The organism is Kitasatospora sp. Xyl93 (assembly GCF_055383135.1).
Map to the genome: position 1 here is coordinate 4,848,604 of NZ_AP029185.1, position 21,261 is coordinate 4,869,864.

Genomic DNA, 21,261 nt, shown 5'->3' on the forward strand with positions numbered 1-21,261 from the left:
ACCCGGGCCGGCCTTCGGCACGCCGTGAGCCGCGCGCCGGTGAGCCTGCGTCAGATGCTGGCGACCACCCGGTCGGCCAGCACGTACACGGCCTCCTCGTCGGTGGAGAAGGTCAGCGAGTACGAGCCGGAGAAGCGCGAGCCGCCGAGCAGCCGGACGTGCTCACCGGCGCGGACCGCGTCGATCAGCCGGTAGGCGGCCTCACGGTCGCCCGGGGCCACGCAGAGCGTGGTGCCGTCGGCGAAGGCGTACACGTCCAGGGTGCCCAGCGGGCCCGGGCGGACGTCGACCAGGGCGACGGCCTCCTCGGCGAGGGTGGCCAGCCGGGTGTCGGTCCACTCCCGGGACGGCGCCTGGCTGGGCACGAAGTCGGGGTGCGAGGGGTGGCGGCGCGGATCGGGCGCGGCGACGGCGGCCTCCTCGACGGCCGGGTCGGTGTCCAGCAGCCCGGCCTCCAGGCCGGTGGCCAGCAGGTCGGCCTCGCGGCGGGCCCGGGCCTCCTTGGTCTCGCCGACCGGGTGGCCGGGGCGCAGCGGCACGCCGCCGTCGGTGCCGGGCGCGGCCGGGGCGGAGCCGCCCTCGCCGATCAGGTCCTCCAGCGCGGAGCGCAGCGCCTCGCCGAACTCCGGGTCCATCGTCCCGGCGTTGTCGACGGCGTCCTGCGGGCTGGTGGGGCGGGGGAAGAAGAGCGGCCACTCGTCGGTGCCGGAGAACGCACCGGAGAACGGAGAGTCGAACAGCGGCGCGTCCTCGGCCGCGCGGGCCTCCTGCTCGGCCCAGAACGCCCGGGCCTCGGTGATCTCCCGCTCGCGGTCGGCGGCGAGCGCCTCGGCGACGGCCCGGCGTATCGCGGCCTCGTCCACCGGGGCGGGCACGGCCGGGGCCGCGGTCCGCGCGTCCAGTCGGCGGGAGAGTCCGCGGAGGTGGAGCAGCACGGCGGTCGACACGGTGATCAGGATCAGCAGCAGGATGGTGTAGACGGCGCTCACGGAACGTACTCCTAGCGAGGAGCGGAACGGGGTTACGTGTCCACACTGCCGCATCCGGGGGTGTTACCGCAGGGGCGAATGCCCGATTGGTCCGTGACTTTCGCTCTTGTCCCCAAATTGTTAGGTAACACCGTTCTACGCAGTGGAGTTGATCCGCTCCGCAGTGTCGATTTCCGGGCCGGAAACGAAAGAAAAGAGGGCCGGATCGACCTCGCGGTGTGATCCGGCCCTCAATTACGGTGCGTCACTCCAAATGGGTGGTCCAGACCCTTCGGAGTGCGTTCGAAGGGTCAGCTGAGGCGCTCCAGCACCATCGCCATGCCCTGGCCGCCGCCGACGCACATGGTCTCCAGGCCGAACTGCTTGTCGTGCCACTGCAGGGAGTTGATCAGGGTGGTGGTGATCCGGGCGCCGGTCATGCCGAACGGGTGGCCGACCGCGATCGCGCCGCCGTTGACGTTCAGCTTGTCCAGGTCGACGCCGAGGTCGCGGTAGGACGGGATGACCTGGGCGGCGAAGGCCTCGTTGATCTCGACCAGGTCGATGTCGCCGATGGTCAGGCCGGCCCGCCGGAGCGCCTGCTTGGAAGCCTCGACCGGCCCGTAGCCCATGATCTCGGGGGAGAGCGCGCTGACGCCGGTGGAGACCACCCGGGCGAGCGGGGTGATGCCGAGCTCGCGGGCCTTGGTGTCGGACATGATGACCAGCGCGGCCGCACCGTCGTTCAGCGGGCAGCAGTTACCGGCGGTCACGGTGCCGTCCGGGCGGAACACCGGCTTCAGGCCCGAGACGCCCTCCAGGGTGACGCCGGCGCGCGGGCCGTCGTCGGTGCTGACCACGGTGCCGTCCGGCGTGGTGACCGGGGTGATCTCGCGCTCCCAGAAGCCGGCCTTGATGGCGGCCTCGGCGAGGTTCTGCGAGCGGACGCCGAACTCGTCCTGCTCGGCGCGGGTGACGCCCTTGAGCGCGGCCAGGTTCTCGGCGGTCTGGCCCATCGCGATGTAGGCGTCCGGCACCAGGCCGTCCTCGCGCGGGTCGTGCCACTCGCCGCCGCCCTCCTCCGCCCGCTTCTTGGTGCGGGCCTGGGCCTCGTCGAAGAGCGGGTTCATGGTGCCCGGCAGGCCGTCGGAGGTGCCGTTCACGCTGCGCGAGACGGTCTCCACACCGGCCGAGACGAAGACGTCGCCCTCGCCCGCCCGGATCGCGTGCAGTGCCATCCGCGTGGTCTGCAGCGAGGAGGAGCAGTAGCGGGTGATGGTGGCGCCGGGCAGGTAGTCCATGCCCATCTGGACGGCCACGATGCGGGCCAGGTTGTGGCCCTGCTCGCCGCCGGGCAGGCCGCAGCCCAGCATCAGGTCGTCGATCTGGCGCGGGTCGAGCTCCGGTACCTTGGCCAGCGCGGCCTGGATGATGTGGGCGGTCAGGTCGTCCGGCCGGACGTCCTTGAGCGAGCCCTTGAACGCCCGGCCGATCGGCGAACGGGCGGCGCTGACGATGACGGCTTCGGGCATGGTGGGCTCCTCGCTGAGTGACGGCGGACCTGACGTCCGGGAGGAAAGTTACCGTCTGGTAGATCAGGCGTCACCCGCGCCGGTGTGTGAGCTGGCCGACGTGTTCCCGGGGGCCGCACCGGCTTCCTTCCCGTCCTCCTGGGCGGCCGGGTGGATCCGCAGCCGGTGCCTCAGCTGGGCCCAGCGGCGGCCCGTGCCCTCCGCCGGCACGGCCGCCACCTCGGTGCCCTCCCGACCGGCCGCCGCGGCGGCGGCCACCGCGACCGGCAGCACGGTGCCGCCCGGGACGGCCGCGGCCGGGCGCTCCTCCTCCGGCCAGAGCCCGAGCACGGCGCAGACCGAGGGCAGCACGGCCATCGCGGCGGTCGCGTAGCCCTGGGCGGAGGGGTGGTAGCGGTCGGCGGCGAACATCTCCGGGCGCGCGGCGAACTCCGGGCCCAGCAGCGAGCCCAGCGAGACCGTCCGGCCGCCCGCCTCCACCACCGCGATGGTCTGCGCGGCGGCCAGCTGCCGGCTCAGCCGGCGGGCCACCCAGCGCAGCGGCGGCCGCACCGGCTTGATCGTGCCGAGGTCCGGGCAGGTGCCCACGACCACCTCGCAGCCGTTGGCGCGCAGCGCGGCGACGGCCTCGCCCAGCTGGCGGACGGCCAGCTGGGCCGGGCTGTGCCGGGTCACGTCGTTGGCGCCGATCATGATCACGGCGATGTCCGGACGGTGCGGCAGCGCCTGCTCCAGCTGGCCGGAGAGATCGGCGGAGCGTCCGCCGGAGCGGGCCACGTTGACCAGCCGGACCGGGCGCTCGGCCACCGAGGCGAGGCCGGCGGCCAGCAGCGCGCCCGGGGTCTCACCGGAGCGGGCCACCCCGAGGCCGGCGCCGGTGGAGTCGCCGAGGACGGCCAGGACCAGCGGGGCCTGCGGGGCGGCGGCGCGGTCGGCGAAGGCCTCCCCGTAGACGCCGTCGGCCCTGGGCGGGTGGGTCTCCAGGACGCCGATGGCCTGGACGGCGAGTTTGCTCTCGGTCACCAGCAGGCCGACCAGGCCCACCCCGAGCAGCCCGAGTCCGCCACCGCCGTAGGCCGCCGCGGTGGCGATCCGACGGGCCACCCGGGCCCGCGAGTCCTGTGCCCCTGGCATCCGGTGCCCCCTTCCCGTGCTCCCTGCCGGCCCCTCCGGGCCACGGCAACGCCTGCACAGCGCTCTTACCCGCACGCGGGCCGGGAGTACCGGGGGCGTCGGCGGAGGTGGGCCATTGGTGGCCGCGAGCCGGAGGGGAGCCACGGGGCGGTTGCCACGCCCTAGGCTTTGCAGTACCGAGAAGCACTCGCACGCCCAGAGACCGGGAGGACCCCCGTGCGGTACCACAATTCGATCATCGATCTGGTCGGCAACACGCCGCTGGTCAAGCTGAACAAGGTCACCGAGGGCATCAGCGCGACAGTGCTGGCGAAGGTCGAGTACTTCAACCCCGGCGGTTCGGTCAAGGACCGCATCGCGATGCGCATGATCGAGGCCGCGGAGGCCTCGGGCGCCCTCAAGCCCGGCGGCACCATCGTCGAGCCGACCTCCGGCAACACCGGCGTCGGCCTGGCGATCGTGGCCCAGCAGAAGGGCTACAAGTGCATCTTCGTCTGTCCCGACAAGGTCTCGACGGACAAGATCAACACCCTGCGGGCGTACGGCGCCGAGGTGGTCGTCTGCCCGACCGCCGTCGCCCCGGAGCACCCGGACTCGTACTACAACGTCTCCGACCGCCTGGTCCGGGAGACCCCGAACGCCTGGAAGCCGGACCAGTACTCCAACCCGGACAACCCGGCCTCGCACTACCACTCCACCGGCCCGGAGCTGTGGGAGCAGACCGACGGGAGGATCACCCACTTCGTGGCGGGCGTCGGCACCGGCGGCACCATCTCCGGCACCGGCAACTACCTGAAGGAGGTCTCCGGCGGCAAGGTCAAGGTGATCGGCGCCGACCCGGAGGGCTCGGTCTACTCCGGCGGCACCGGCCGTCCGTACCTGGTCGAGGGCGTCGGTGAGGACTTCTGGCCGACCGCCTACGACCGCTCCGTCGCGGACGGGATCGTCGCCGTCTCCGACAAGGACTCGTTCCAGATGACCCGCCGCCTGGCCAAGGAGGAGGGCCTGCTGGTCGGCGGCTCCTGCGGCATGGCCGTGGTGGCCGCGCTGGAGGTCGCCAGGAAGCTCGGCCCGGACGACGTCGTGGTGGTGCTGCTGCCGGACGGCGGCCGCGGCTACCTGTCGAAGATCTTCAACGACGACTGGATGGCCGACTACGGCTTCCTGCCCTCCTCCACGGACGAGGCGCACATCGGCGAGGTGCTGGCCCGCAAGGAGTCCATCGAGCAGGGCGGCGTCCCGCAGTTCGTCCACATGCACCCGAACGAGACGGTCGCCGAGGCGGTCCGGGTGCTGCGCGAGTACGGCGTCTCGCAGATGCCGGTGGTCTCCCCGGGCGCCGGGCACCCGGACATCATGGCCGGCGAGGTGATCGGCTCGGTGGTGGAGAAGCTGCTGCTGGAGGGCATCTTCGCCAAGGAGATCGAGCTCACCGACACGCTGGACAAGGTGATGTCCAAGCCGCTGCCGGTGGTCGGCTCGGGCGAGACCGTCACCAACCTGATGACCGTGCTGGAGAAGGCCGACGCGGCCGTCGTGCTGGTCGAGGGCAAGCCGCAGGGCATCGTCACCCGTCAGGACCTGCTGGGCTTCCTGACCGGGCGCGCCCAGCACTGACCCGCGGCCGGTGCGACCGCGGCGGCACCGACCGGCGCCGCCGACAGTCCGTCACCGGCCCGGCCCGGCCCGGCCCGGCCCGGCCCGGCCCGGCCCGGCCCGGCGCGGCGAGACGGCCGGCCACCGACGGCCCGTCACCGCCACGCCGTCGTACCGCCCTTCCGCGGATGGATGCGGAGGATTCGTCCACGGGGGAAGTGGTACACCGGCGTCACCTGTCCGCAGCATGTGGTTAACACGGCTCGGGCATCGTGGTGGTCAACGGCAGGACGCCGAACGAGGCGACGGCAACCGTCCGGGAGCGGCTCCCCGGCGGGCGCGGTCGGCTCCGGACACGTCGGGCGGCCCTGACCCGGCCGCCGTGTCCTCCCGTCGCGGGAGGCGCCGTCGTCCCGCCCCTGCCCGGCTCCGGCCGGCTGACAGGGTGCGGCGGCTCCCGCGGCGGAACCGCGCCGCACGGCGCGTGTCCCCGTGGCTCCCGGGTGGGGGAGCCCGTGCGGGGAACGGTGGGGCCGGTCCTTCTCCGAGGGACCGGCCCTTCCGTTCGCGCCGTCCGTGCCGTTCGCGCCGGGCGCGCGGGGTGTGCTCCGGGCGGCCGCCCGTGCCGCACGCCGGGCGTGGCCGTCCCGTACGCTCGCACGCATGACCAGCACTGAAACGACCGACCAGGACGCCCCGCGCTACGTCCGGGTGAAGATCGAGCTCATCGCGGAGATCACCGACGAGGGCGCCCTCAAGGCGGCCGCCCTGGAGGCGGTCACCGCCGACGAGTACCTCGACGACGAGGAGCGCGCCCAGTCCGTCGAGGCCATCGAGGTGGACCCGTCGGGTTCGCTCGCCCACTTCATCGACCCCGTCGCCCTGCTGGGCGAGGTGCCCGGCGTGGAGCTCGCCTCGGCGACCTGGGAGTCGGCGCAGACCGAGTTCGACCCGGACAACGAGGAGTGGGACGAGTACCAGGTGGACGAGTCCGCCGAGTAGGACGCGGACGCCGGTCGACGGCGCCCGCCGTCACCACCCCCGAACGCCCGGTCCACCTCGCGGGCCGGGCGTTTCGTCCCTGTTCGTTGGCAAGTTGGGTCATCTCATACGATCGCTTACTCTTCGGTGATGGAACCGTGAACGGGCGGATTGCGTTTCTGTATCCGTAATGCCCGGGATGATCAGCAGGGAGACGCGACGTGACGGCACGGGACGGTCAGGGACGGGCGGCCGCAAGCAGCTGGAGCCGGCGCGGGGTCCTCGCCGGACTGATCGGCGCCCCCGTCCTGCTGCTGGCGGCCTGCAACGACGACACCGGCGGCAGCGGTAGCGGCGGTGGCAGCGGCTCCGGCTCCGGCGGAGCGAGCGGCACCCCGGGCTCCGGCGGTGCGAGCAGCACCCCGAAGACCTCGGCCGCGGTCATCACCGTCATCCCGGCCGACGGCGCCGCCTCCGCGAGCTTCAGCGAGCCGGTCAAGGTCACCGTCGCCAACGGCACCCTGAGCAGCGTCAAGGTCACCGACACCACCGGCAAGGAGCTGGCCGGCCAGCTCTCGGCCGACAGCACCAGCTGGACGTCCGCCGCCGCCCCCGCCAGCGGCACCAAGTACACCGTCGCCGCGACCGCCTTCGACAAGGACAAGCTGGAGGCGGACTCCAACGCCGTCTTCACCACGGCGACCCCCGCCAACACCTTCGTCGGCTACTTCACCCCCGAGGACGGCTCGACGGTCGGCGTCGGCATGCCGGTCTCGATCAACTTCAGCAAGCCGATCACCGACCGCAAGGCCGTCCAGCAGGCGATCACGGTGATAGCCGAGCCGGGGGTCGAGATCGTCGGCCACTGGTTCTCCAGCACCCGCCTCGACTTCCGGCCGCAGGAGTACTGGGCCAAGGGCACCAAGGTCACCCTCAAGCTCCGGCTCAAGGACGTCGAGGGCGCCAAGGGCGTGTACGGCACCCAGTCCAAGGACGTGAGCTTCACCATCGGCCGCGCCCAGACCAGCGTCGCCGACCTCGCCACCAAGAAGCTCACCGTCACCACCGACGGCCAGGTCAGCGCGGTGTACAAGATCTCCGGCGGCTCGCCCGAGCACACCACCTGGGGCGGCAAGATGGTGATCTCCGAGCAGTACACCCAGACCCGGATGAACTCGCAGACCGTCAACCTGGGCAGCGAGTACGACATCGCGGACGTGCCGCACGCCCAGCGCCTCAGCACCTCGGGCACCTTCATCCACGGCAACTACTGGTCCTCGCCGTCGATCTTCGGCGGCCAGAACACCAGCCACGGCTGCATCGGCCTCCAGGACGCCAAGGGCGCCCAGGACACCGGCACGGACGGCTACAAGTTCTACAAGTCCTCGATGATCGGCGACGTGGTCGAGGTCGTGAACTCCGGCGACAAGACGGTCGCCCCGGACAACGGCCTGAACGGCTGGAACATGGGCTGGGCCGCCTGGAAGGCCGGCAGCGCCGTCTGACCCGGCTCCCCGATCCGGTCGGAAGAACTCCTCGGGAGGACCGAACCCCACGGCCCGCCCGAGGAGTCGAAGAGGTGTGAAACGCGAGCGGAGACAGCGCCAGGACGACGAGTTCAGCGCGTTCGTGGCCGGCTACGGCCACCGGCTGCTGCGGCTGGCCGAACTGCTGACCGGGGACCCGGACCGGGCGAAGGACATCGTGCAGTCCGCGCTGGAACGCGCCTACCTGAACTGGCACCGGATCACCTCGGACGACCCGAGCGCCTACGTCCGCCGGATCGTGGTCAACCAGCACCGCGACTGGTGGCGCCGGCTGCGCAACCACGAACTGCCCACCGAGCAGACCCCCGACCAGCCGTTCCCCGAGGACCTCGCCGAACGGCTGGCCGAGCGGGCCCTGCTGCACGAGGCGCTGGGCACCCTCACCCGCCGGGAACGGACGGTCGTGGTGCTGCGGTACTACGGGGACCTCGCCGAGGCCGACATCGCGGCCGAACTGGGCATCGCCCCGGGCACCGTGAAGAGCACGCTGCACCGGGCGATGGCCAAGCTGCGCGCCCTGCCCCAACTCGCCGACCGCTCCGGCGGGGCGGCGGACCCCACGACGCGCATCGAGGTGACGGTATGAGCTTCGAGGACCGGCTCGGCGAACTGCTCAAGGACGAGGACCCGTACGTGATCGGGCCGGACCCGGTGCCGATCATCGCCGCCGCCCGACGCCGCCGGGCCAGGCGCAGAGCCGGGACCGGGGCGGCCGCCGTGGCGGTGGCCCTGGTCTGCGGGATCACCGCGGTGACGGCCGGAGGCGCCCGGCCCGCCGGGCAGGTCGCGGGCGGGGCGGCGCCGGCCGCGGCCGCGCCGGCGGGGGCGGCGTCCCCGCCGCCCGTCACCGCGACGCCCACCGCCACGGCCGCCACTCCCACCCCGCAGGCGACCCCGAGCAGGCCGCCGCTCTCGCCGGTGTGGAAGGTCGCCGCCGGACAGGAGGTCGAGCCGGTCGACGGGCTCCGGCTGTCGGTGACCGCGACCAAGAACTGCCAGGACGCCGTCGACCGGACGACCGACGGCTACCAGGGCGTGTCGTGCGTCGACCTGAGCGACCCCGAGCTGCCGGTCGAACGGCCCGGCATCCTGACGGACCTCAGCCGGACGTCCGACCGCCTCCTCGTGCACGGCTTCTACCTGGGCCCGACCCCGGCCAGGATCATGGTCTTCGAGGGCGGCCGGGTCACCGTCGCCACCCTGCTCGTCACCGCGGGCATGAAGGACTGGGTCGGGTACTACGCCGTGCTGCCGGTGGTCGAACCGGAACCGCAGCCGGGCTGGAAGGCGCCCGCCGTCGGGGCCTACGACACCGACGGCAGGCTGCTGGCCGGTCGCGCCGGCCACACGGTGGACGGTGCCGAGGAGCAGCCGCCGACCGTGCTCTGAGCCGCCCGGCTCGCCGTCGACCGGCTCGCCGTCGACCGGCTCGCCGTCGACCGGCTCACCGCTTCGCGTAGTCCGCGAAGCCCTGCCAGTCGACGATCACGCAGGGCTCCGGGCCCACCGTCCAGGCGTCGTGGCCGGGCGCGCAGGTCATGAAGTCCCCGGGGCCGATCTCGGACTCCTGGCCGTCGTCCATGACGATCCTCATCCGGCCGGAGACCACGTAGCCGGCGTGGGAGGCCTGGCAGCTGTCGGTCCCGGCGATCGGCTTCACGTGCTTGGACCACTGCCAACCCGGCTCGAACACGGCCCGGCCCACCGGGCCGCCGTCCAGGTTGACCAGCCGCAGCTCCCCCTTGCCCTCCTCGAAGGGGCGGACCTCCTCGGGATCGTCGAAGTTCCGCTGGTAGAGACCGGACATGGCGCACTCCTCTCCCACGAGGACGGCCCGGCCACCAGCGGGTGGCCGGGCCGTCCCTGCTGGCCCTTCCAGTCTGCGCCCCGATCGGGGACGGGTCACGTTGAGTGGCCGCTCCCCGGGGCGGGCCGGGGCGGGGGTCAGCCCCGGGTGCGGGCCACGCCGATCGGGCAGGAGGCCCCCGTGCCGCCGAGACCGCAGTAGCCGTTGGGGTTCTTGGCCTCCGACAGGTACTGCTGGTGGTACGGCTCGGCCGGGTAGAACGGCCCGGCCGGGGCGATCTCGGTGGTGATCGGGCCGTAACCGAGCGCGGTCAGCGACGGCTGGAACGCGTCCCGGGTGGCCGCCGCGGCCTCGGCCTGGGCGGGGGAGTGGGTGTAGACGGCGGAGCGGTACTGGGTGCCCACGTCGTTGCCCTGGCGGTTGCCCTGGGTCGGGTCGTGGGCCTCCCAGAAGGTCTTCAGCAGGCGCTCGTAGGAGATCACCGCCGGGTCGTACACCACCCGGACCGCCTCGGTGTGCCCGGTCAGCCCGCTGCACACCTCCTCGTACGTCGGGTTGGGGGTGTGGCCGCCCTGGTAGCCGACCAGCGTCGTCCAGACGCCGGGGAGCCGCCAGAAGGCGCGCTCGGCGCCCCAGAAGCAGCCGAGACCGAAGTCGGCCACCTCCAGGCCCTCCGGGTACGGGCCGGACAGCGGGTGCCCGAGCACGGTGTGCGGCTCGGTCAGGGTGAAGGCCGGGGTCGCCCGGCCGGGCAGCGCCTGGTCGGCGGGGACGAGCGAGGTCTTGTGGCGGTTGAACAGCACGGCCTGCTCCAGCGGGTCGGGAATCCTGGCGCAGGGTCCAACGCGGACGGCGGCCGCCGGATTCCGGCGGCGGCCCCGGGCCCCGGGCGGCGCGGCCGCGGCCCGCCGCACCCCCGCTCCCACCTGCGGGTTCCTCCCGGTTGCCGGTTCGTGCGGGCACGGCGGCGTTCGCACACTAGGCTCGGACCCATGACCGAGCACCAGCTTCCTCAGGGCTTCGAGACTCTCGCCATCCACGCGGGTCAGGAAGCAGATCCCCAGACCGGGGCCGTCGTCACGCCGATCTACCAGGTGTCCACGTACAAGCAGGACGGGGTGGGCGGCCTGCGGGGCGGCTACGAGTACAGCCGCAGCGCCAACCCGACCCGCACCGCGCTGGAGGAGTGCCTCGCGGCGCTGGAGGGCGGCGCCCGCGGCCTCGCCTTCGCCTCCGGCCTCGCCGCCGAGGACACCCTGCTGCGCACCGTCCTCAAGCCGGGCGACCACATCGTCATCCCCAACGACGCCTACGGCGGCACCTTCCGGCTGTTCGCCAAGGTGCTGACCCGCTGGGGCGTCGAGTTCTCGGTGGCCAACACCCAGGACCTGGCCACCGTCCGCGCGGCGCTGCGCCCCAACACCCGCGCGGTGTGGGTGGAGACCCCGTCCAACCCGCTGCTGGGCATCACCGACCTGACCGCGCTGGCCGAGATCGCGCACGGTGCCGGCGCACTCCTGGTGGTCGACAACACCTTCGCCAGCCCGTACCTCCAGCAGCCGATCTCGCTCGGCGCGGACGCGGTCGTGCACTCCACCACCAAGTACATGGGCGGCCACTCGGACGTGGTCGGCGGTGCGCTGGTGCTGGCCGACGCGGCCCTCGGCGAGGAGGTCGCGTACCACCAGAACGCGATGGGCGCCGTGTCCGGCCCGTTCGACGCCTGGCTGGTGCTGCGCGGCATCAAGACGCTGGGCGTCCGGATGGACAGGCACAGCGCCAACGCGGAGAAGGTCGCCGAGCTGCTGGCGAGCCACCCGAAGGTCAGCCAGGTGCTCTACCCGGGCCTGCCCGAGCACCCCGGCCACGACATCGCGGCCAAGCAGATGAAGGCCTTCGGCGGCATGGTCTCGTTCCGGGTCGCCGGCGGCGAGGAGGCGGCCGTCGAGGTCTGCAACCGCGCGCAGCTGTTCACCCTCGGCGAGTCGCTCGGCGGCGTCGAGTCGCTGATCGAGCACCCGGGCCGGATGACCCACGCCTCGGTGGCGGGCTCGGCCCTGGAGGTGCCGTCCGACCTGGTGCGCGTCTCGGTCGGCATCGAGTCGATCGACGACCTGCTGGCCGACCTCAAGCAGGCGCTCGGCTAAGGCCGTTGGGGCCCAGCGGCCCCGAACTGCCCCTGCTGGTCCGCCGTGTACGACTCCATCGCGAGGTTGAAGCGGGCCAGCAGGGCGCAGAACGCGCGCTGTTCCTCCGGCGGCCAGCCGGACACCAGGCGGCGGGTCAACTCGGCCCGGCCGTCCCGGACTTCGGCGAGCCGGCCGGCGCCGTGCGAGGTCAGCGCGAGCCGTACGGCGCGGCGGTCGGCCGGGTCCTGTACCCGGCCGACCAGCCCGGCCGCGACCAGCGGGGCGACCTGGCGGGTCACCGTCGAGGAGTCCACGCCCAGCGCCTCGGCCAGCGCCTTGACGTTGGCCGGCCCGTGCCGGTCCAACCGGTCGAGCAGCAGGTAGGCGGCCCGGTCCAGCGCTCCGACCCCGCCGCCGGAGGTCCGGACCTGCTCCATGCGGCGCGCGAACACCGCCAGCTGGTACTGGAGTTGGGTGTGCACGGGGTCGGTGCGGTCGGTGGCCTGGGGCGAGGTCGTCGTCATCGCGGCTCACGATCGTCGTGCGGTGAGGGAGGCTCAGAACCAGCAGGGTACGCGGGCCGGGCGGGCCCGGGAACAGGCCCGGCATCCCGGATTGCCGCCACCCCGCCCGTAGGCTGACGCCATGCGCAACTGGCCGATCACCCTCGACGACGTCCGCGGTGCCCAGAAGATGCTCGCCGGGGTCGCCCGGGTGACCCCGATGGAGGGCAGCCGGCACCTCTCCGGGCTGATCGGCGCACCGGTCCACCTGAAGTGCGAGAACCTCCAGCGCACCGGGTCCTTCAAGCTGCGCGGGGCGTACGTGCGGATCGCGGGACTCTCGCCGGTGCAGCGGGCCGGCGGGGTGGTGGCGGCGAGCGCCGGGAACCACGCCCAGGGGGTGGCGCTGGCGGCCGCGCTGCTGGGCGTGCGCTCCACGGTGTTCATGCCGGTCGCGGCGCCGCTGCCGAAGGTCGCGGCCACCCGGGAGTACGGCGCCGACGTACGGCTGCACGGCGCCACCGTGGACGAGGCGCTGCAGGCCGCGCAGCAGTACGCGGAGGCGACCGGCGCGGTGTTCATCCACCCCTTCGACCACTGGGACGTGGTCACCGGCCAGGCGACCGTCGGCCTGGAGATCCTGGAGCAGTGCCCGGAGGTGCGGACCGTCCTGGTCGGGGTGGGCGGCGGCGGGCTGCTGGCCGGGATCGCGGCGGCGGTCAAGCCGCTGCGGCCGGACGTCCGGGTGGTCGGGGTGCAGGCGGCCGGCGCGGCGGCGTACCCGCCCTCGCTGGCGGCCGGGCGGCCGGTGTCGCTGGAGCACTTCGCCACCATGGCGGACGGGATCATGGTCGGACGCCCCGGCGACATCCCGTTCGAGGTGGTCGACACGCTGGCGGACGGCATCCGCACGGTCTCCGAGGACGCGCTCTCGCGGGCGCTGCTGCTCGGGCTGGAGCGGCTGAAGCTGGTGGTCGAGCCGGCCGGGGCGGCCCCGATCGCGGCGCTGCTGGAGCGGCCGGACTCCTTCGAGGGCCCGGTGGTGGCGGTGCTGTCCGGCGGCAACATCGATCCGCAGCTGATGCAGCGGGTGCTGCGGCACGGGCTGGCGGCGGCCGGCCGCTACCTGTCGCTGCGGGTGCGGCTGGCGGACAAGCCGGGTGCGCTGGCGGACCTGCTGGGGGTGCTGACCAGGGTGGACGCCAACGTGCTGGACGTGGCGCACGTGCGGACCGACCCGCGGCTCGGGCTGACCGAGGTCGAGGTGGACCTGCACCTGGAGACCAAGGGGCCGGAGCACTGCGCGCTGGTGGTGGGGGAGCTGCGGGACGCGGGGTACGTGGTCTCCGACTGAGCCCGGTCCGTCGCCGGCCGGCCCTGATCCGTCTCGGACCGGCCCTGAACCGTCGCCGACCGAGCCGGATCCCTTGACGCGATATATCGCGTACTGGGAGACTCGCGATACATCGCGTTCTGGTCCCACGGGTCGGGAATCGAGTCGCCCGCGTGCCCGGAAACAGGGCAGAGTGGGACAGATCGCCCCATACGTTCGAGGAGATGAGGCAAGGCCATGGCGCCAGCCATCCAAGCCGAGAACCTGGTGAAGACCTTCGGCGACGTACGAGCCCTGGACGGCGTCAGCCTCGACGTCCCCGAGGGCACGGTGCTCGGGCTGCTCGGCCCGAACGGCGCCGGGAAGACCACCACCGTGCGGGTCCTCACCACCCTGCTCCGTCCCGACTCCGGCCGCGCGGTGGTCGCCGGGGTCGACGTGCTCAAGCACCCCAACCGGGTCCGCAGCCTGATCGGCCTGTCCGGCCAGTACGCGGCGGTCGACGAGTACCTGACCGGTTTCGAGAACCTCACCATGGTCGGCGAGCTCTACCAGATGAGCAACCGCGCCGCGAAGGCCCGCGCGCTGGAGCTGCTGGAGTGGTTCAACCTCACCGGGGCCAAGGACCGCACCGCCAAGACCTACTCCGGCGGCATGCGCCGGCGCCTGGACCTCGCCGCCGCGCTGGTCGTCCGGCCGCCGGTGATGTTCCTGGACGAGCCGACCACCGGCCTCGACCCGCGCAACCGGCTCGCGCTCTGGGAGGTCATCGAGACGCTGGTCGAGCAGGGCACCACGCTGCTGCTCACCACCCAGTACCTGGAGGAGGCCGACCGGCTCGCCCACGACATCGCGGTGGTCGACCACGGCCGGGTGATCGCCCGCGGCACGGCCGACCAGCTCAAGGCGCAGATCGGCGGCGAGCGGATCGAGGTCGTGGTGCACGAGCCCGGCCGGATGTCCGACGCCGTCGCCGCGCTCTCCGGCTACGCGCTGGGCGAGCCGACGGTGGAGAAGAACACCCGCCGGATCACCGTGCCGATCAGCGGCGGCGCCCGGGTGCTCGCCGACGCGATCCGCGAACTGGACTCCCGCAGGATCGAGATGGACGACATCGGGCTGCGCCGGCCGACCCTGGACGACGTCTTCCTCACCCTCACCGGCCACGTCGCCGAGGAGCGGGCCGAGGACGAGGGCGCCCCCGGCCCCGACGGACGCGGCCGGGGCAGGGGCGGCGCGAACGGGTCGGGTCCGGACGAGCAGGCGGCCGTCGCGGCCGGGAAGGAGAGCTGAGATGGGCACCGCCACCGAGCACGCCATCGGCCCGGCGATGCCCCGGCAGCGCCGGGGGGCCGCCGCCGCCCTGCACGACTCCTGGGTGGTCGCCAAGCGCAACCTGCGCCGGATGACCCGCATCCCGGAGATCGTGGTCTTCGGGCTGATGCAGCCGGTCATGTTCGTGCTGCTGTTCTCGTACGTGATGGGCGGGGCGATCAAGATCCCCGGTGCGAGCTCCAGCTCGGACACGTACATCCAGTTCCTGATGGCCGGCATCTTCGCCCAGACCGTCACCTTCGCCGTGGCCGGTGCCTCGGCGGGCATCGCGGAGGACATGAGCAAGGGGCTGGTGGACCGGTTCCGCTCGCTGCCGATGGCCCGGTCGGCGGTGCTGGTCGGCCGCACCCTCGCGGACCTGTGCCAGACCGCGTTCATCCTGGTCGTGCTGGCGCTGGTCGCGCTGCTGGTCGGCTGGCGGATCCACGAGGGCGCGTTCAAGGCGCTCGGCGCGTTCGGGCTGCTGCTGCTGCTCGGCTACGCCTTCTCCTGGATCGGCGCGCTGATCGGCCTGTCGGTGCGCAGCCCCGAGGCGGCCACCTCGGCCGGGCTGATCTGGCTGTTCCCGCTGACCTTCGTGTCCAACGCCTTCGTGCCGGTCACCTCGATGCCGGGCTGGCTGCAGGGGGTCGCGTACTGGAACCCGTTCAGCGCCACCGTGCAGGCCTGCCGGGTGCTGTTCGGCAACCAGGTCGGGCCGGTGGACGACGCCTGGCCGATGCAGCACGCGGCGCTGGTGTCGGTGCTCTGGTCGGTCGTGATCACCGCGGTGTTCTCCTGGCTGGCGGTGCGCAAGTACCGCTCGTCCACCGCCTGACGGGCACCGCGTCTTGGCCGGCCGACGGGCGCGGGCCGGAACGTGCGAGGGCGGCCGCGGAAGTCCCGGACTTCCGCGGCCGCCCTCGTGCCGTGCGGCCGGATCAGCCGGCGTGCGGCACGACCTTGACGATCTTCACCATGGCCGGCTTGCCGTTCGGCAGCTCGTAGGTGGCCTCGTCGCCGATCTTCTTGCCGTCGATCGCGCGGCCCAGCGGCGACTGCGGGGAGTAGACGTCCAGCGTGTCGGAGCCCGCCACCTCGCGCGAGGCGAGCAGGAACTCCATGAGGTCGTCCTCGTCGCCGTCGAAGGCGACCGTGACGACCATGCCCGGGGCCACCACGCCCGAGTCGGCCGGCGCCTCGCCGACCTTGGCGCGCTCCAGCAGCTGGGTCAGCTGGCGGATGCGCAGCTCGTACTTGCCCTGCTCCTCCTTCGCCGCGTGGTAGCCGGCGTTCTCCTTGAGGTCGCCCTCCTCGCGCGCCGCCTCGATCTTCTGGGCGATCTCGATGCGCCAGGGCCCGGTCAGGTGGTCCAGCTCGGCCTTGAGCTGGTCGTAGCCGGCCTGAGTGAGCCAGGTCACGTTCTCACTGGTCTGGGTCACGGGTGCTCCTCGTAGGTGCTGGGGCTGTGCTGAGGGTGTGAGTCGTCAGCAGGGTCGGTGGTGATATCGGTCTCAACTACAAAGCAACGCCCGCTCCCGTACCATCCGGTGCGGAAGGGGCGAAACCACGAGCCTAACAAGTCCTGCTGACAAGCGGGAGAGCCGTTTGCGCGCCATTGACGGCGGCATGACGCCCGGGTGTACGGCAACGGAGTGCGGGACCCTCTACGGATGCCCGCTCTCCGGATCGAATATGCGCGCTACCGGGGGTGGGCGCGCGGCCCGGGGCGCGTGTCGCCGGGGGTGCGCGCCGCTCGGCGCGGGGCGGTGGCGGGTGCGCCGCCCGGGCGCGTCGGCCGGGTGTCGCGCGGGTGTCGCCCGGGCGCGTCGCCCGGTGCGCGGGCCCCGGCCGCCGTGCGCCGTTCGGGGCGCGCTACTTGGCCGGGGTGCAGCCCAGCAGCTCGGCGGTGGTGCCGCGCGAGGTGGTGCGCAGGGTGACCACCGCGTCGTAGCTGGAGCCGGCCGCCGGGACCGGGAAGTCGGCCACCCCGACCACCGCGTGGTCGTCGGACTGCGAGCGGACCGTGCAGGTGCCGGCCTGCCCGTCGCCCTTGCGCACGGTGAGGTGCAGCTGGACCTCGGAGTCGGAGAGCACCTGGAAGGTCGGCACCGAGCCGTTGATCTTCGACTCGCGCAGCAGGTAGGAGCCGCCCAGCCAGGCGACCAGGCCCAGGCCGAGCACGCCGCAGACCGCGCCGACCACCTTCAGGCGGCGGTCCGGGTCGCGGTCGCCGCCGCGGCCGTAGCGCCCCTCGGGCAGACCGGTGGCGGTGGTGCCTGCACTCATCGGACTCCGTCCTCTCCTGGGGAGGGGCCGCGCGGGGTGGTGCGGGGGAATGCGACGCTCCTCCAGTCCGTCACTATAGGAGGGGCACGCCCGCGGCCGGTCCGGCGGGGGCAGGGCCCGGCCGCGCCGGAGACGTTCAGCGGCCCGGCCCCGCGGCGACGCGGTCCCGTAGTGAGCGGTTCGTACGGTGGGCGGACCCGGACTCCGCGGAACGCCCGACGAGTGTGGAAGGAACGCAAGGCGTTGACTGAGCAGTTGCGACTGATGGCGGTGCACGCCCACCCGGACGACGAGTCCAGCAAGGGCGCGGCCACCATGGCCATGTACGTCGAGCAGGGCGTGGACGTGCTGGTGGCCACCTGCACGGGGGGCGAGCGCGGGTCGGTCCTCAACCCCAAGCTCCAGGGGGACCCGTACATCGAGGAGAACATCCACGAGGTGCGCCGCAAGGAGATGGACGAGGCGCGGGCGATCCTCGGCGTCGAGCAGGCCTGGCTGGGCTTCGTGGACTCCGGTCTGCCCGAGGGGGACCCGCTGCCCCCGCTGCCCGAGGGGTGCTTCGCCCTCCAGGACGTCAAGGAGGCGGCGGAGCCGCTGGTCCGGCTGATCCGCGAGTTCAAGCCGCAGGTCATCACGACCTACGACGAGAACGGCGGCTACCCGCACCCGGACCACATCATGACCCACAAGATCACCATGCTGGCCTTCGACGCCGCGGGCGACCCGGACGCCTACCCGGAGGCCGGCGAGCCCTGGCAGCCGCTCAAGCTGTACTACAACCACGGCTTCCCGATGGGCCGCATCCGGGCCCTGCACGAGTACCTCACCGAGCACGGCCACGAGTCGCCGTACGGCGAGTGGATCGAGGGGTGGGAGAAGAGCGGCCGCAAGGAGCGCGAGATCACCACCCGGGTCCGCTGCGGCGACTGGTTCGAGACCCGCGACCGCGCGCTGATCGCCCACGCGACCCAGATCGACCCGGACGGCCCGTGGTTCCGCGTCCCGCTGGAGGTGCAGCGGGAGGTCTGGCCCACCGAGGACTACGAACTCGCCCGTACCCTGGTCGACGTGGACCTGCCGGAGGACGACCTGTTCGCCGGCCTGCGCACCCCCACCCTGGCGGCCGAGGCCGCCGACACGCGCGACTGAACGACCCCCCGACGGCCCGGCTCCGCGTGAGCCGGGCCACCATAGAGATATGAGTGCCTCCGTGAACCTCGTCCACCTCGCCGCTGACCTCGCCGTCGACGACGCCAAGGTCACCCCCGGCCTCCTCGGCTTCGTCGTCTTCGCCGCCCTGGGCGTCGCGACCTGGTTCCTGGCCAAGTCCATGAACAAGCAGTTCAAGAAGGTCGACTTCGTCGAGCAGCCGGAGGCCCCGAAGGAGTGAGCCGTCGGCCGGTCCCCCGCGGGGAACCGGCCTTCGGCGAAGCCGCCCTGCCGGGCCGTCCGGCTTCGTAGGATCCCGGACCATGACGTGGTCGTGGCACACCGTGGTGCGCAGGGCGGGGTACGGAACGGCGGTGGCGGGGGTGCTGGCGGCTGCGGCGGCGGGGCTGGGGGACCCGGGGCCGCTGATCGTCGGATCCGCCGTGGTGACGGTGGTGGCCGGGCTGCTGCCGGCGCTCTGGGCCCCGGGGCGGGTGCGCGCGGTCGGCCCGGCGGTGCTGGCCGCCGGCGTCGTCTCGCTGCTGGTGACCGCCGGCTACCGCGGACCGGCGTCGGGCGCCATCGAGTCCTGGTGGCTGCTGGAGACCGTGGCGCTGCTGGCCCTGATCGTCCCCGCGGTGCGCAGGCCTCCGGCGGCGGCCGCCTTCGGCCACGGCGCGCTGCTGGTCGTGGCGGTGGCGCTGGTGCCGCTGCGGGTCGGGGTGTGGGCCGACCCGCCGGCCCCGCCCTCCATGACCACCAAGCTCTGTCTGACCTCGGCCCTGCTGTCCTGCGCGGTGGTCGGGGCGGGCTGCTACCTGCGCTCGATGGACACCCGGGCCCGGGCCGCGGTGGCGGCCGAACGGCGGGCGCAGCGCCTGGACCTGGCCCGCGACCTGCACGACTTCGCCGCGCACGACGTCACCGGGGTGGTGGTGCTGGCCCAGGCCGCGCAGGTGCTGGCCCAGCAGGACCCCCGGCAGGTGGTCGAGCTGCTGGCCGGGATCGAGGCGGCCGGCCGGCAGGCGCTGATCACCATGGACCGGACCGTGCAGGTCTTCGCGGCGGACGACGGCGACCCGGAGCCGCGCGGGCGGTTCGGGGCGGCGGTCGCGGACCCGGCGGCGGCCGGGGGGACGGGGCGGCCGGCGGCGGGCTGGCCCGGCGTGCGCAGTCTGCGCCGCGACCTGAGCGAACTGCCCGCGCTGGCCGAGCGGTTCACCCGCAGCGGCTCCGCGCGGGTGCGGCTGGAGGCTCCGGCCGAGGCCGAGCTGGCGGAGCTGCCGGCGGCGATCAGCGGGCTCGGCTACCGGCTGGTCGTGGAGGCGCTGACCAACGTGCGCCGGCACGCGCCCGGGGCCCGGGAGGTGGCGATCGAGGTCGGTGCGGCCCGGCACGGCGGGCGGTCGGCGCTGCGGGTCACGGTCACCGACGACGGGGCGCCGGGCGGGGCGGGGGACTCCGGGGGTGCGGGTGGTGGCGACGGTGCCGGGGGTGCCGGCGGGGCGCTGGGCGGGGCCGAGCGGGAGGGCGGCGGTTTCGGGCTCGCGGGGCTGCGGGAGCGGGTGGAGGCGGCCGGCGGCGAGCTGACGGCCGGGCCGGGGCCGGCGGGCGGCTGGCGGGTGGCGGCGGTGATCCCGACGGAGGGCGTGGCGGGTCTCGGGGGCTGACCGGGCCGGTCGGCGGGGCGTTCCGGGCCGGTCGATGGGGCTGCCGGTGGGCGTTCCGGGCCGGGCGGCGGGCTTGCCGGCGGGGGCTGCCGGTGGGGCGTTCCGGGCGGGCTCACGGGCCGGGACCAGGCCGTTCGGCACATGCGGAGGCGGTCGATTCGGCCGTCCGGAAGATCGAATGGGCCGATCGGCCGATGGCGGCGCGCCGAGGAGGCGGGCAAGGATGACGTGCGGCGATCAGGGAGCGGGGTTCCCCTGGGCCGTCACGACGGAAGAATCCCGAGCGGGGGATCAGCCTGTGATTCGCATTGCCATGTCTGTCGAAGATCTGGCTCGTGTACGAATTACCGGAAATGTCGACCAGGAATTGGAGGCGGTGCTGGCGCTGGAGGCGTGGCGCAGTGGTGGGGAGTTCTTCGGCCCCTGGCAACGGGCGGTCCGTAGGCAGATGGCCGGGCAGCCGGTGCTGGCCGAACGGCTGCGGCGCCTTTCGGGAGCCAACGGTGGTTTCCGGGACGTACTGAGGGTGTGGGCGAATGGCCGGATCATGGCGTCCGGGAGCGGGGCCGAGCCGGTGGTCCGGCGGGCCGATGTCGCCGCGGCGGTCCGCGAGTTCAACCGGGTGGCGCTGCGGCCCTGCTGGGCGGACGTCCGATCCCGGCTGGAGGCGGAGCGGGACGTCCGGCGCCGGATCGCCGGCCGCGGCGGGGTGGACGCGCTGCTCGGCACGCTGCACCCGCAGATCCGCTGGAACGCCCCGGTGCTGGAGGTCCCCTCCGAGCGGGACGTCGAACTCGACCTCGGGGGCAAGGGGTTGAGGCTGGCGCCGTCGCTCTTCCTGCAGGGTGCCGGGGTGCTGCTCCGTCCCCGGCGGGACGAGCCGGACGAGGCTCCGACGCTGCTCTTCGCGATGCGTCCCGACCGGACGGGCGGTCCGGTGCCGGGGGGCGTGCCGGAGGCCGCGGAGTCCGCGCGCCGCGGCGGGGAGGAGCCGCTGGCCGCCCTGGTCGGCCGGACCAGGGCGGCGGTGCTCCACGCCGTGCTGGACGGCGGCACCACCGGCGAACTGGCGGGCCGGCTCGGCGTGACCGCCTCGGCGGTCAGCCAGCACACCGCCGTGCTGCGGGCGGCCGGGCTGATCGACACCCGGCGCTGCGGCAACGGCGTGCTGCACACCACCACGTCGCTGGGGCGGGCGCTGCTACGGGGTGAGACGGCGTCAGGCGGGGAGGCCCGGCACGTCGGCGGCGCGGCGCCGCGGTGGGCCGAGGGCAGTCCGCGGGCGCTGCGGTGAGGCGTCCGAGGCGCG

21 protein-coding genes are annotated in these 21,261 nt (G+C 73.5%); 13 read left to right on the top strand and 8 right to left on the bottom strand.

What is annotated here, in order from left to right; translation table 11 throughout:
- Positions 1-50 precede the first annotated feature (50 nt).
- The 3 genes from ACZ5GH_RS21735 to ACZ5GH_RS21745 all read right to left on the bottom strand — a co-directional run bounded on the left by ACZ5GH_RS21735 (position 51) and on the right by ACZ5GH_RS21745 (position 3,634).
- Positions 51-989, bottom strand: a complete 939-nt coding sequence (locus ACZ5GH_RS21735) for a hypothetical protein (RefSeq protein ID WP_387749621.1) — start codon at positions 987-989, stop codon at positions 51-53.
- Between the two features lie 290 nt (positions 990-1,279).
- A complete protein-coding gene (locus tag ACZ5GH_RS21740) occupies positions 1,280-2,500 on the bottom strand; it encodes an acetyl-CoA C-acetyltransferase (RefSeq protein WP_387749624.1) in 1,221 nt (406 codons plus the stop codon).
- A 63-nt stretch (positions 2,501-2,563) separates the two neighbouring features.
- Positions 2,564-3,634, bottom strand: coding sequence for an SGNH/GDSL hydrolase family protein (locus tag ACZ5GH_RS21745; RefSeq protein WP_464335066.1), 1,071 nt, complete (start codon positions 3,632-3,634; stop codon positions 2,564-2,566).
- Positions 3,635-3,850: 216 nt separating this feature from the next.
- On the opposite strand from ACZ5GH_RS21745, the gene ACZ5GH_RS21750 reads away from it, so the two are divergent.
- The 5 genes from ACZ5GH_RS21750 (at position 3,851) to ACZ5GH_RS21770 (ending at position 9,147) form a co-directional block, all read left to right on the top strand.
- Entirely contained in the window at positions 3,851-5,251 is a 1,401-nt protein-coding gene (locus ACZ5GH_RS21750) for a cystathionine beta-synthase (protein WP_387749629.1), read from the top strand.
- Positions 5,252-5,893: 642 nt separating this feature from the next.
- A complete protein-coding gene (locus tag ACZ5GH_RS21755) occupies positions 5,894-6,232 on the top strand; it encodes a hypothetical protein (protein ID WP_387749632.1) in 339 nt (112 codons plus the stop codon).
- 200 nt (positions 6,233-6,432) lie between these two features.
- Positions 6,433-7,716 (top strand): L,D-transpeptidase, encoded by a 1,284-nt coding sequence (locus ACZ5GH_RS21760; RefSeq protein ID WP_387749634.1) that lies wholly within the window; start codon positions 6,433-6,435, stop codon positions 7,714-7,716.
- Between the two features lie 76 nt (positions 7,717-7,792).
- Positions 7,793-8,344, top strand: coding sequence for a SigE family RNA polymerase sigma factor (locus ACZ5GH_RS21765; RefSeq protein WP_387749637.1), 552 nt, complete (start codon positions 7,793-7,795; stop codon positions 8,342-8,344).
- Positions 8,341-9,147, top strand: a complete 807-nt coding sequence (locus ACZ5GH_RS21770; RefSeq protein WP_464335067.1) for a hypothetical protein — start codon at positions 8,341-8,343, stop codon at positions 9,145-9,147. The genes ACZ5GH_RS21765 and ACZ5GH_RS21770 overlap by 4 nt, the downstream gene beginning before the upstream one ends.
- A gap of 55 nt (positions 9,148-9,202) precedes the next feature.
- Here ACZ5GH_RS21770 and ACZ5GH_RS21775 read toward each other — a convergent pair whose 3' ends face one another.
- The gene (locus tag ACZ5GH_RS21775; protein ID WP_387749643.1) at positions 9,203-9,565 is read right to left on the bottom strand and encodes a cupin domain-containing protein; all 363 of its coding nucleotides are present in this window, start codon (positions 9,563-9,565) and stop codon (positions 9,203-9,205) included.
- A 137-nt stretch (positions 9,566-9,702) separates the two neighbouring features.
- Entirely contained in the window at positions 9,703-10,368 is a 666-nt protein-coding gene (msrA, locus tag ACZ5GH_RS21780; protein WP_464335068.1) for a peptide-methionine (S)-S-oxide reductase MsrA, read from the bottom strand.
- Positions 10,369-10,557: 189 nt separating this feature from the next.
- Between msrA and ACZ5GH_RS21785 the strand changes: the two genes are divergently transcribed.
- A complete protein-coding gene (locus tag ACZ5GH_RS21785) occupies positions 10,558-11,712 on the top strand; it encodes a cystathionine gamma-synthase (protein ID WP_387749648.1) in 1,155 nt (384 codons plus the stop codon).
- On the opposite strand, the gene ACZ5GH_RS21790 is transcribed toward ACZ5GH_RS21785, so the two are convergent.
- Entirely contained in the window at positions 11,709-12,218 is a 510-nt protein-coding gene (locus ACZ5GH_RS21790; protein WP_464335069.1) for a MarR family winged helix-turn-helix transcriptional regulator, read from the bottom strand. The genes ACZ5GH_RS21785 and ACZ5GH_RS21790 overlap by 4 nt on opposite strands.
- A 121-nt stretch (positions 12,219-12,339) precedes the next feature.
- Between ACZ5GH_RS21790 and ilvA the strand changes: the two genes are divergently transcribed.
- From ilvA to ACZ5GH_RS21805, 3 genes are all read left to right on the top strand, one after another.
- On the top strand, positions 12,340-13,551 hold the full coding sequence (ilvA, locus tag ACZ5GH_RS21795; protein WP_464335070.1) for a threonine ammonia-lyase: 1,212 nt from the start codon (positions 12,340-12,342) through the stop codon (positions 13,549-13,551).
- 216 nt (positions 13,552-13,767) lie between these two features.
- A complete protein-coding gene (locus ACZ5GH_RS21800; RefSeq protein WP_464335071.1) occupies positions 13,768-14,823 on the top strand; it encodes an ATP-binding cassette domain-containing protein in 1,056 nt (351 codons plus the stop codon).
- Position 14,824: 1 nt separating this feature from the next.
- Positions 14,825-15,682 carry an ABC transporter permease gene (locus ACZ5GH_RS21805; protein WP_387749659.1) on the top strand — a complete coding sequence of 286 codons (858 nt, stop codon included), beginning with the start codon at positions 14,825-14,827 and terminating at the stop codon, positions 15,680-15,682.
- A gap of 103 nt (positions 15,683-15,785) precedes the next feature.
- Here the strand turns inward: ACZ5GH_RS21805 and greA are convergent, their stop codons facing one another.
- Both greA and ACZ5GH_RS21815 read right to left on the bottom strand, forming a co-directional pair.
- Complete coding sequence (gene greA / locus ACZ5GH_RS21810) at positions 15,786-16,286, bottom strand: transcription elongation factor GreA (RefSeq protein ID WP_387749662.1); 501 nt, start codon at positions 16,284-16,286, stop codon at positions 15,786-15,788.
- Positions 16,287-16,719: 433 nt separating this feature from the next.
- Positions 16,720-17,133 carry a DUF4307 domain-containing protein gene (locus tag ACZ5GH_RS21815; RefSeq protein WP_387749665.1) on the bottom strand — a complete coding sequence of 138 codons (414 nt, stop codon included), beginning with the start codon at positions 17,131-17,133 and terminating at the stop codon, positions 16,720-16,722.
- A 243-nt stretch (positions 17,134-17,376) separates the two neighbouring features.
- On the opposite strand from ACZ5GH_RS21815, the gene mca reads away from it, so the two are divergent.
- From mca to ACZ5GH_RS21835, 4 genes are all read left to right on the top strand, one after another.
- On the top strand, positions 17,377-18,282 hold the full coding sequence (mca, locus tag ACZ5GH_RS21820; RefSeq protein WP_387749668.1) for a mycothiol conjugate amidase Mca: 906 nt from the start codon (positions 17,377-17,379) through the stop codon (positions 18,280-18,282).
- Positions 18,283-18,331: 49 nt separating this feature from the next.
- Positions 18,332-18,523: a hypothetical protein gene (locus tag ACZ5GH_RS21825; RefSeq protein ID WP_387749670.1), complete on the top strand. Its 192-nt coding sequence runs from the start codon at positions 18,332-18,334 to the stop codon at positions 18,521-18,523.
- 82 nt (positions 18,524-18,605) lie between these two features.
- On the top strand, positions 18,606-19,952 hold the full coding sequence (locus tag ACZ5GH_RS21830) for a sensor histidine kinase (RefSeq protein WP_464335072.1): 1,347 nt from the start codon (positions 18,606-18,608) through the stop codon (positions 19,950-19,952).
- 313 nt (positions 19,953-20,265) lie between these two features.
- Positions 20,266-21,246: an ArsR/SmtB family transcription factor gene (locus ACZ5GH_RS21835; RefSeq protein WP_464335073.1), complete on the top strand. Its 981-nt coding sequence runs from the start codon at positions 20,266-20,268 to the stop codon at positions 21,244-21,246.
- The last annotated feature ends 15 nt before the right edge of the window (positions 21,247-21,261 follow it).

Bases quoted from the DNA above. Each gene is read 5' to 3' on its own strand.
- ACZ5GH_RS21800 (WP_464335071.1), top strand. From the start codon at position 13,768: ATGGCGCCAGCCATCCAAGCCGAGAACCTGGTGAAGACCTTCGGCGAC.
- ACZ5GH_RS21805 (WP_387749659.1), top strand. From the start codon at position 14,825: ATGGGCACCGCCACCGAGCACGCCATCGGCCCGGCGATGCCCCGGCAG.
- ACZ5GH_RS21815 (WP_387749665.1), bottom strand. From the start codon at position 17,133: ATGAGTGCAGGCACCACCGCCACCGGTCTGCCCGAGGGGCGCTACGGC.
- ACZ5GH_RS21825 (WP_387749670.1), top strand. From the start codon at position 18,332: ATGAGTGCCTCCGTGAACCTCGTCCACCTCGCCGCTGACCTCGCCGTC.
- ACZ5GH_RS21755 (WP_387749632.1), top strand. From the start codon at position 5,894: ATGACCAGCACTGAAACGACCGACCAGGACGCCCCGCGCTACGTCCGG.
- ilvA (WP_464335070.1), top strand. From the start codon at position 12,340: ATGCGCAACTGGCCGATCACCCTCGACGACGTCCGCGGTGCCCAGAAG.
- ACZ5GH_RS21770 (WP_464335067.1), top strand. From the start codon at position 8,341: ATGAGCTTCGAGGACCGGCTCGGCGAACTGCTCAAGGACGAGGACCCG.
- ACZ5GH_RS21740 (WP_387749624.1), bottom strand. From the start codon at position 2,500: ATGCCCGAAGCCGTCATCGTCAGCGCCGCCCGTTCGCCGATCGGCCGG.
- ACZ5GH_RS21745 (WP_464335066.1), bottom strand. From the start codon at position 3,634: ATGCCAGGGGCACAGGACTCGCGGGCCCGGGTGGCCCGTCGGATCGCC.
- ACZ5GH_RS21785 (WP_387749648.1), top strand. From the start codon at position 10,558: ATGACCGAGCACCAGCTTCCTCAGGGCTTCGAGACTCTCGCCATCCAC.
- ACZ5GH_RS21790 (WP_464335069.1), bottom strand. From the start codon at position 12,218: ATGACGACGACCTCGCCCCAGGCCACCGACCGCACCGACCCCGTGCAC.
- ACZ5GH_RS21830 (WP_464335072.1), top strand. From the start codon at position 18,606: ATGACGTGGTCGTGGCACACCGTGGTGCGCAGGGCGGGGTACGGAACG.
- ACZ5GH_RS21775 (WP_387749643.1), bottom strand. From the start codon at position 9,565: ATGTCCGGTCTCTACCAGCGGAACTTCGACGATCCCGAGGAGGTCCGC.
- ACZ5GH_RS21835 (WP_464335073.1), top strand. From the start codon at position 20,266: ATGTCTGTCGAAGATCTGGCTCGTGTACGAATTACCGGAAATGTCGAC.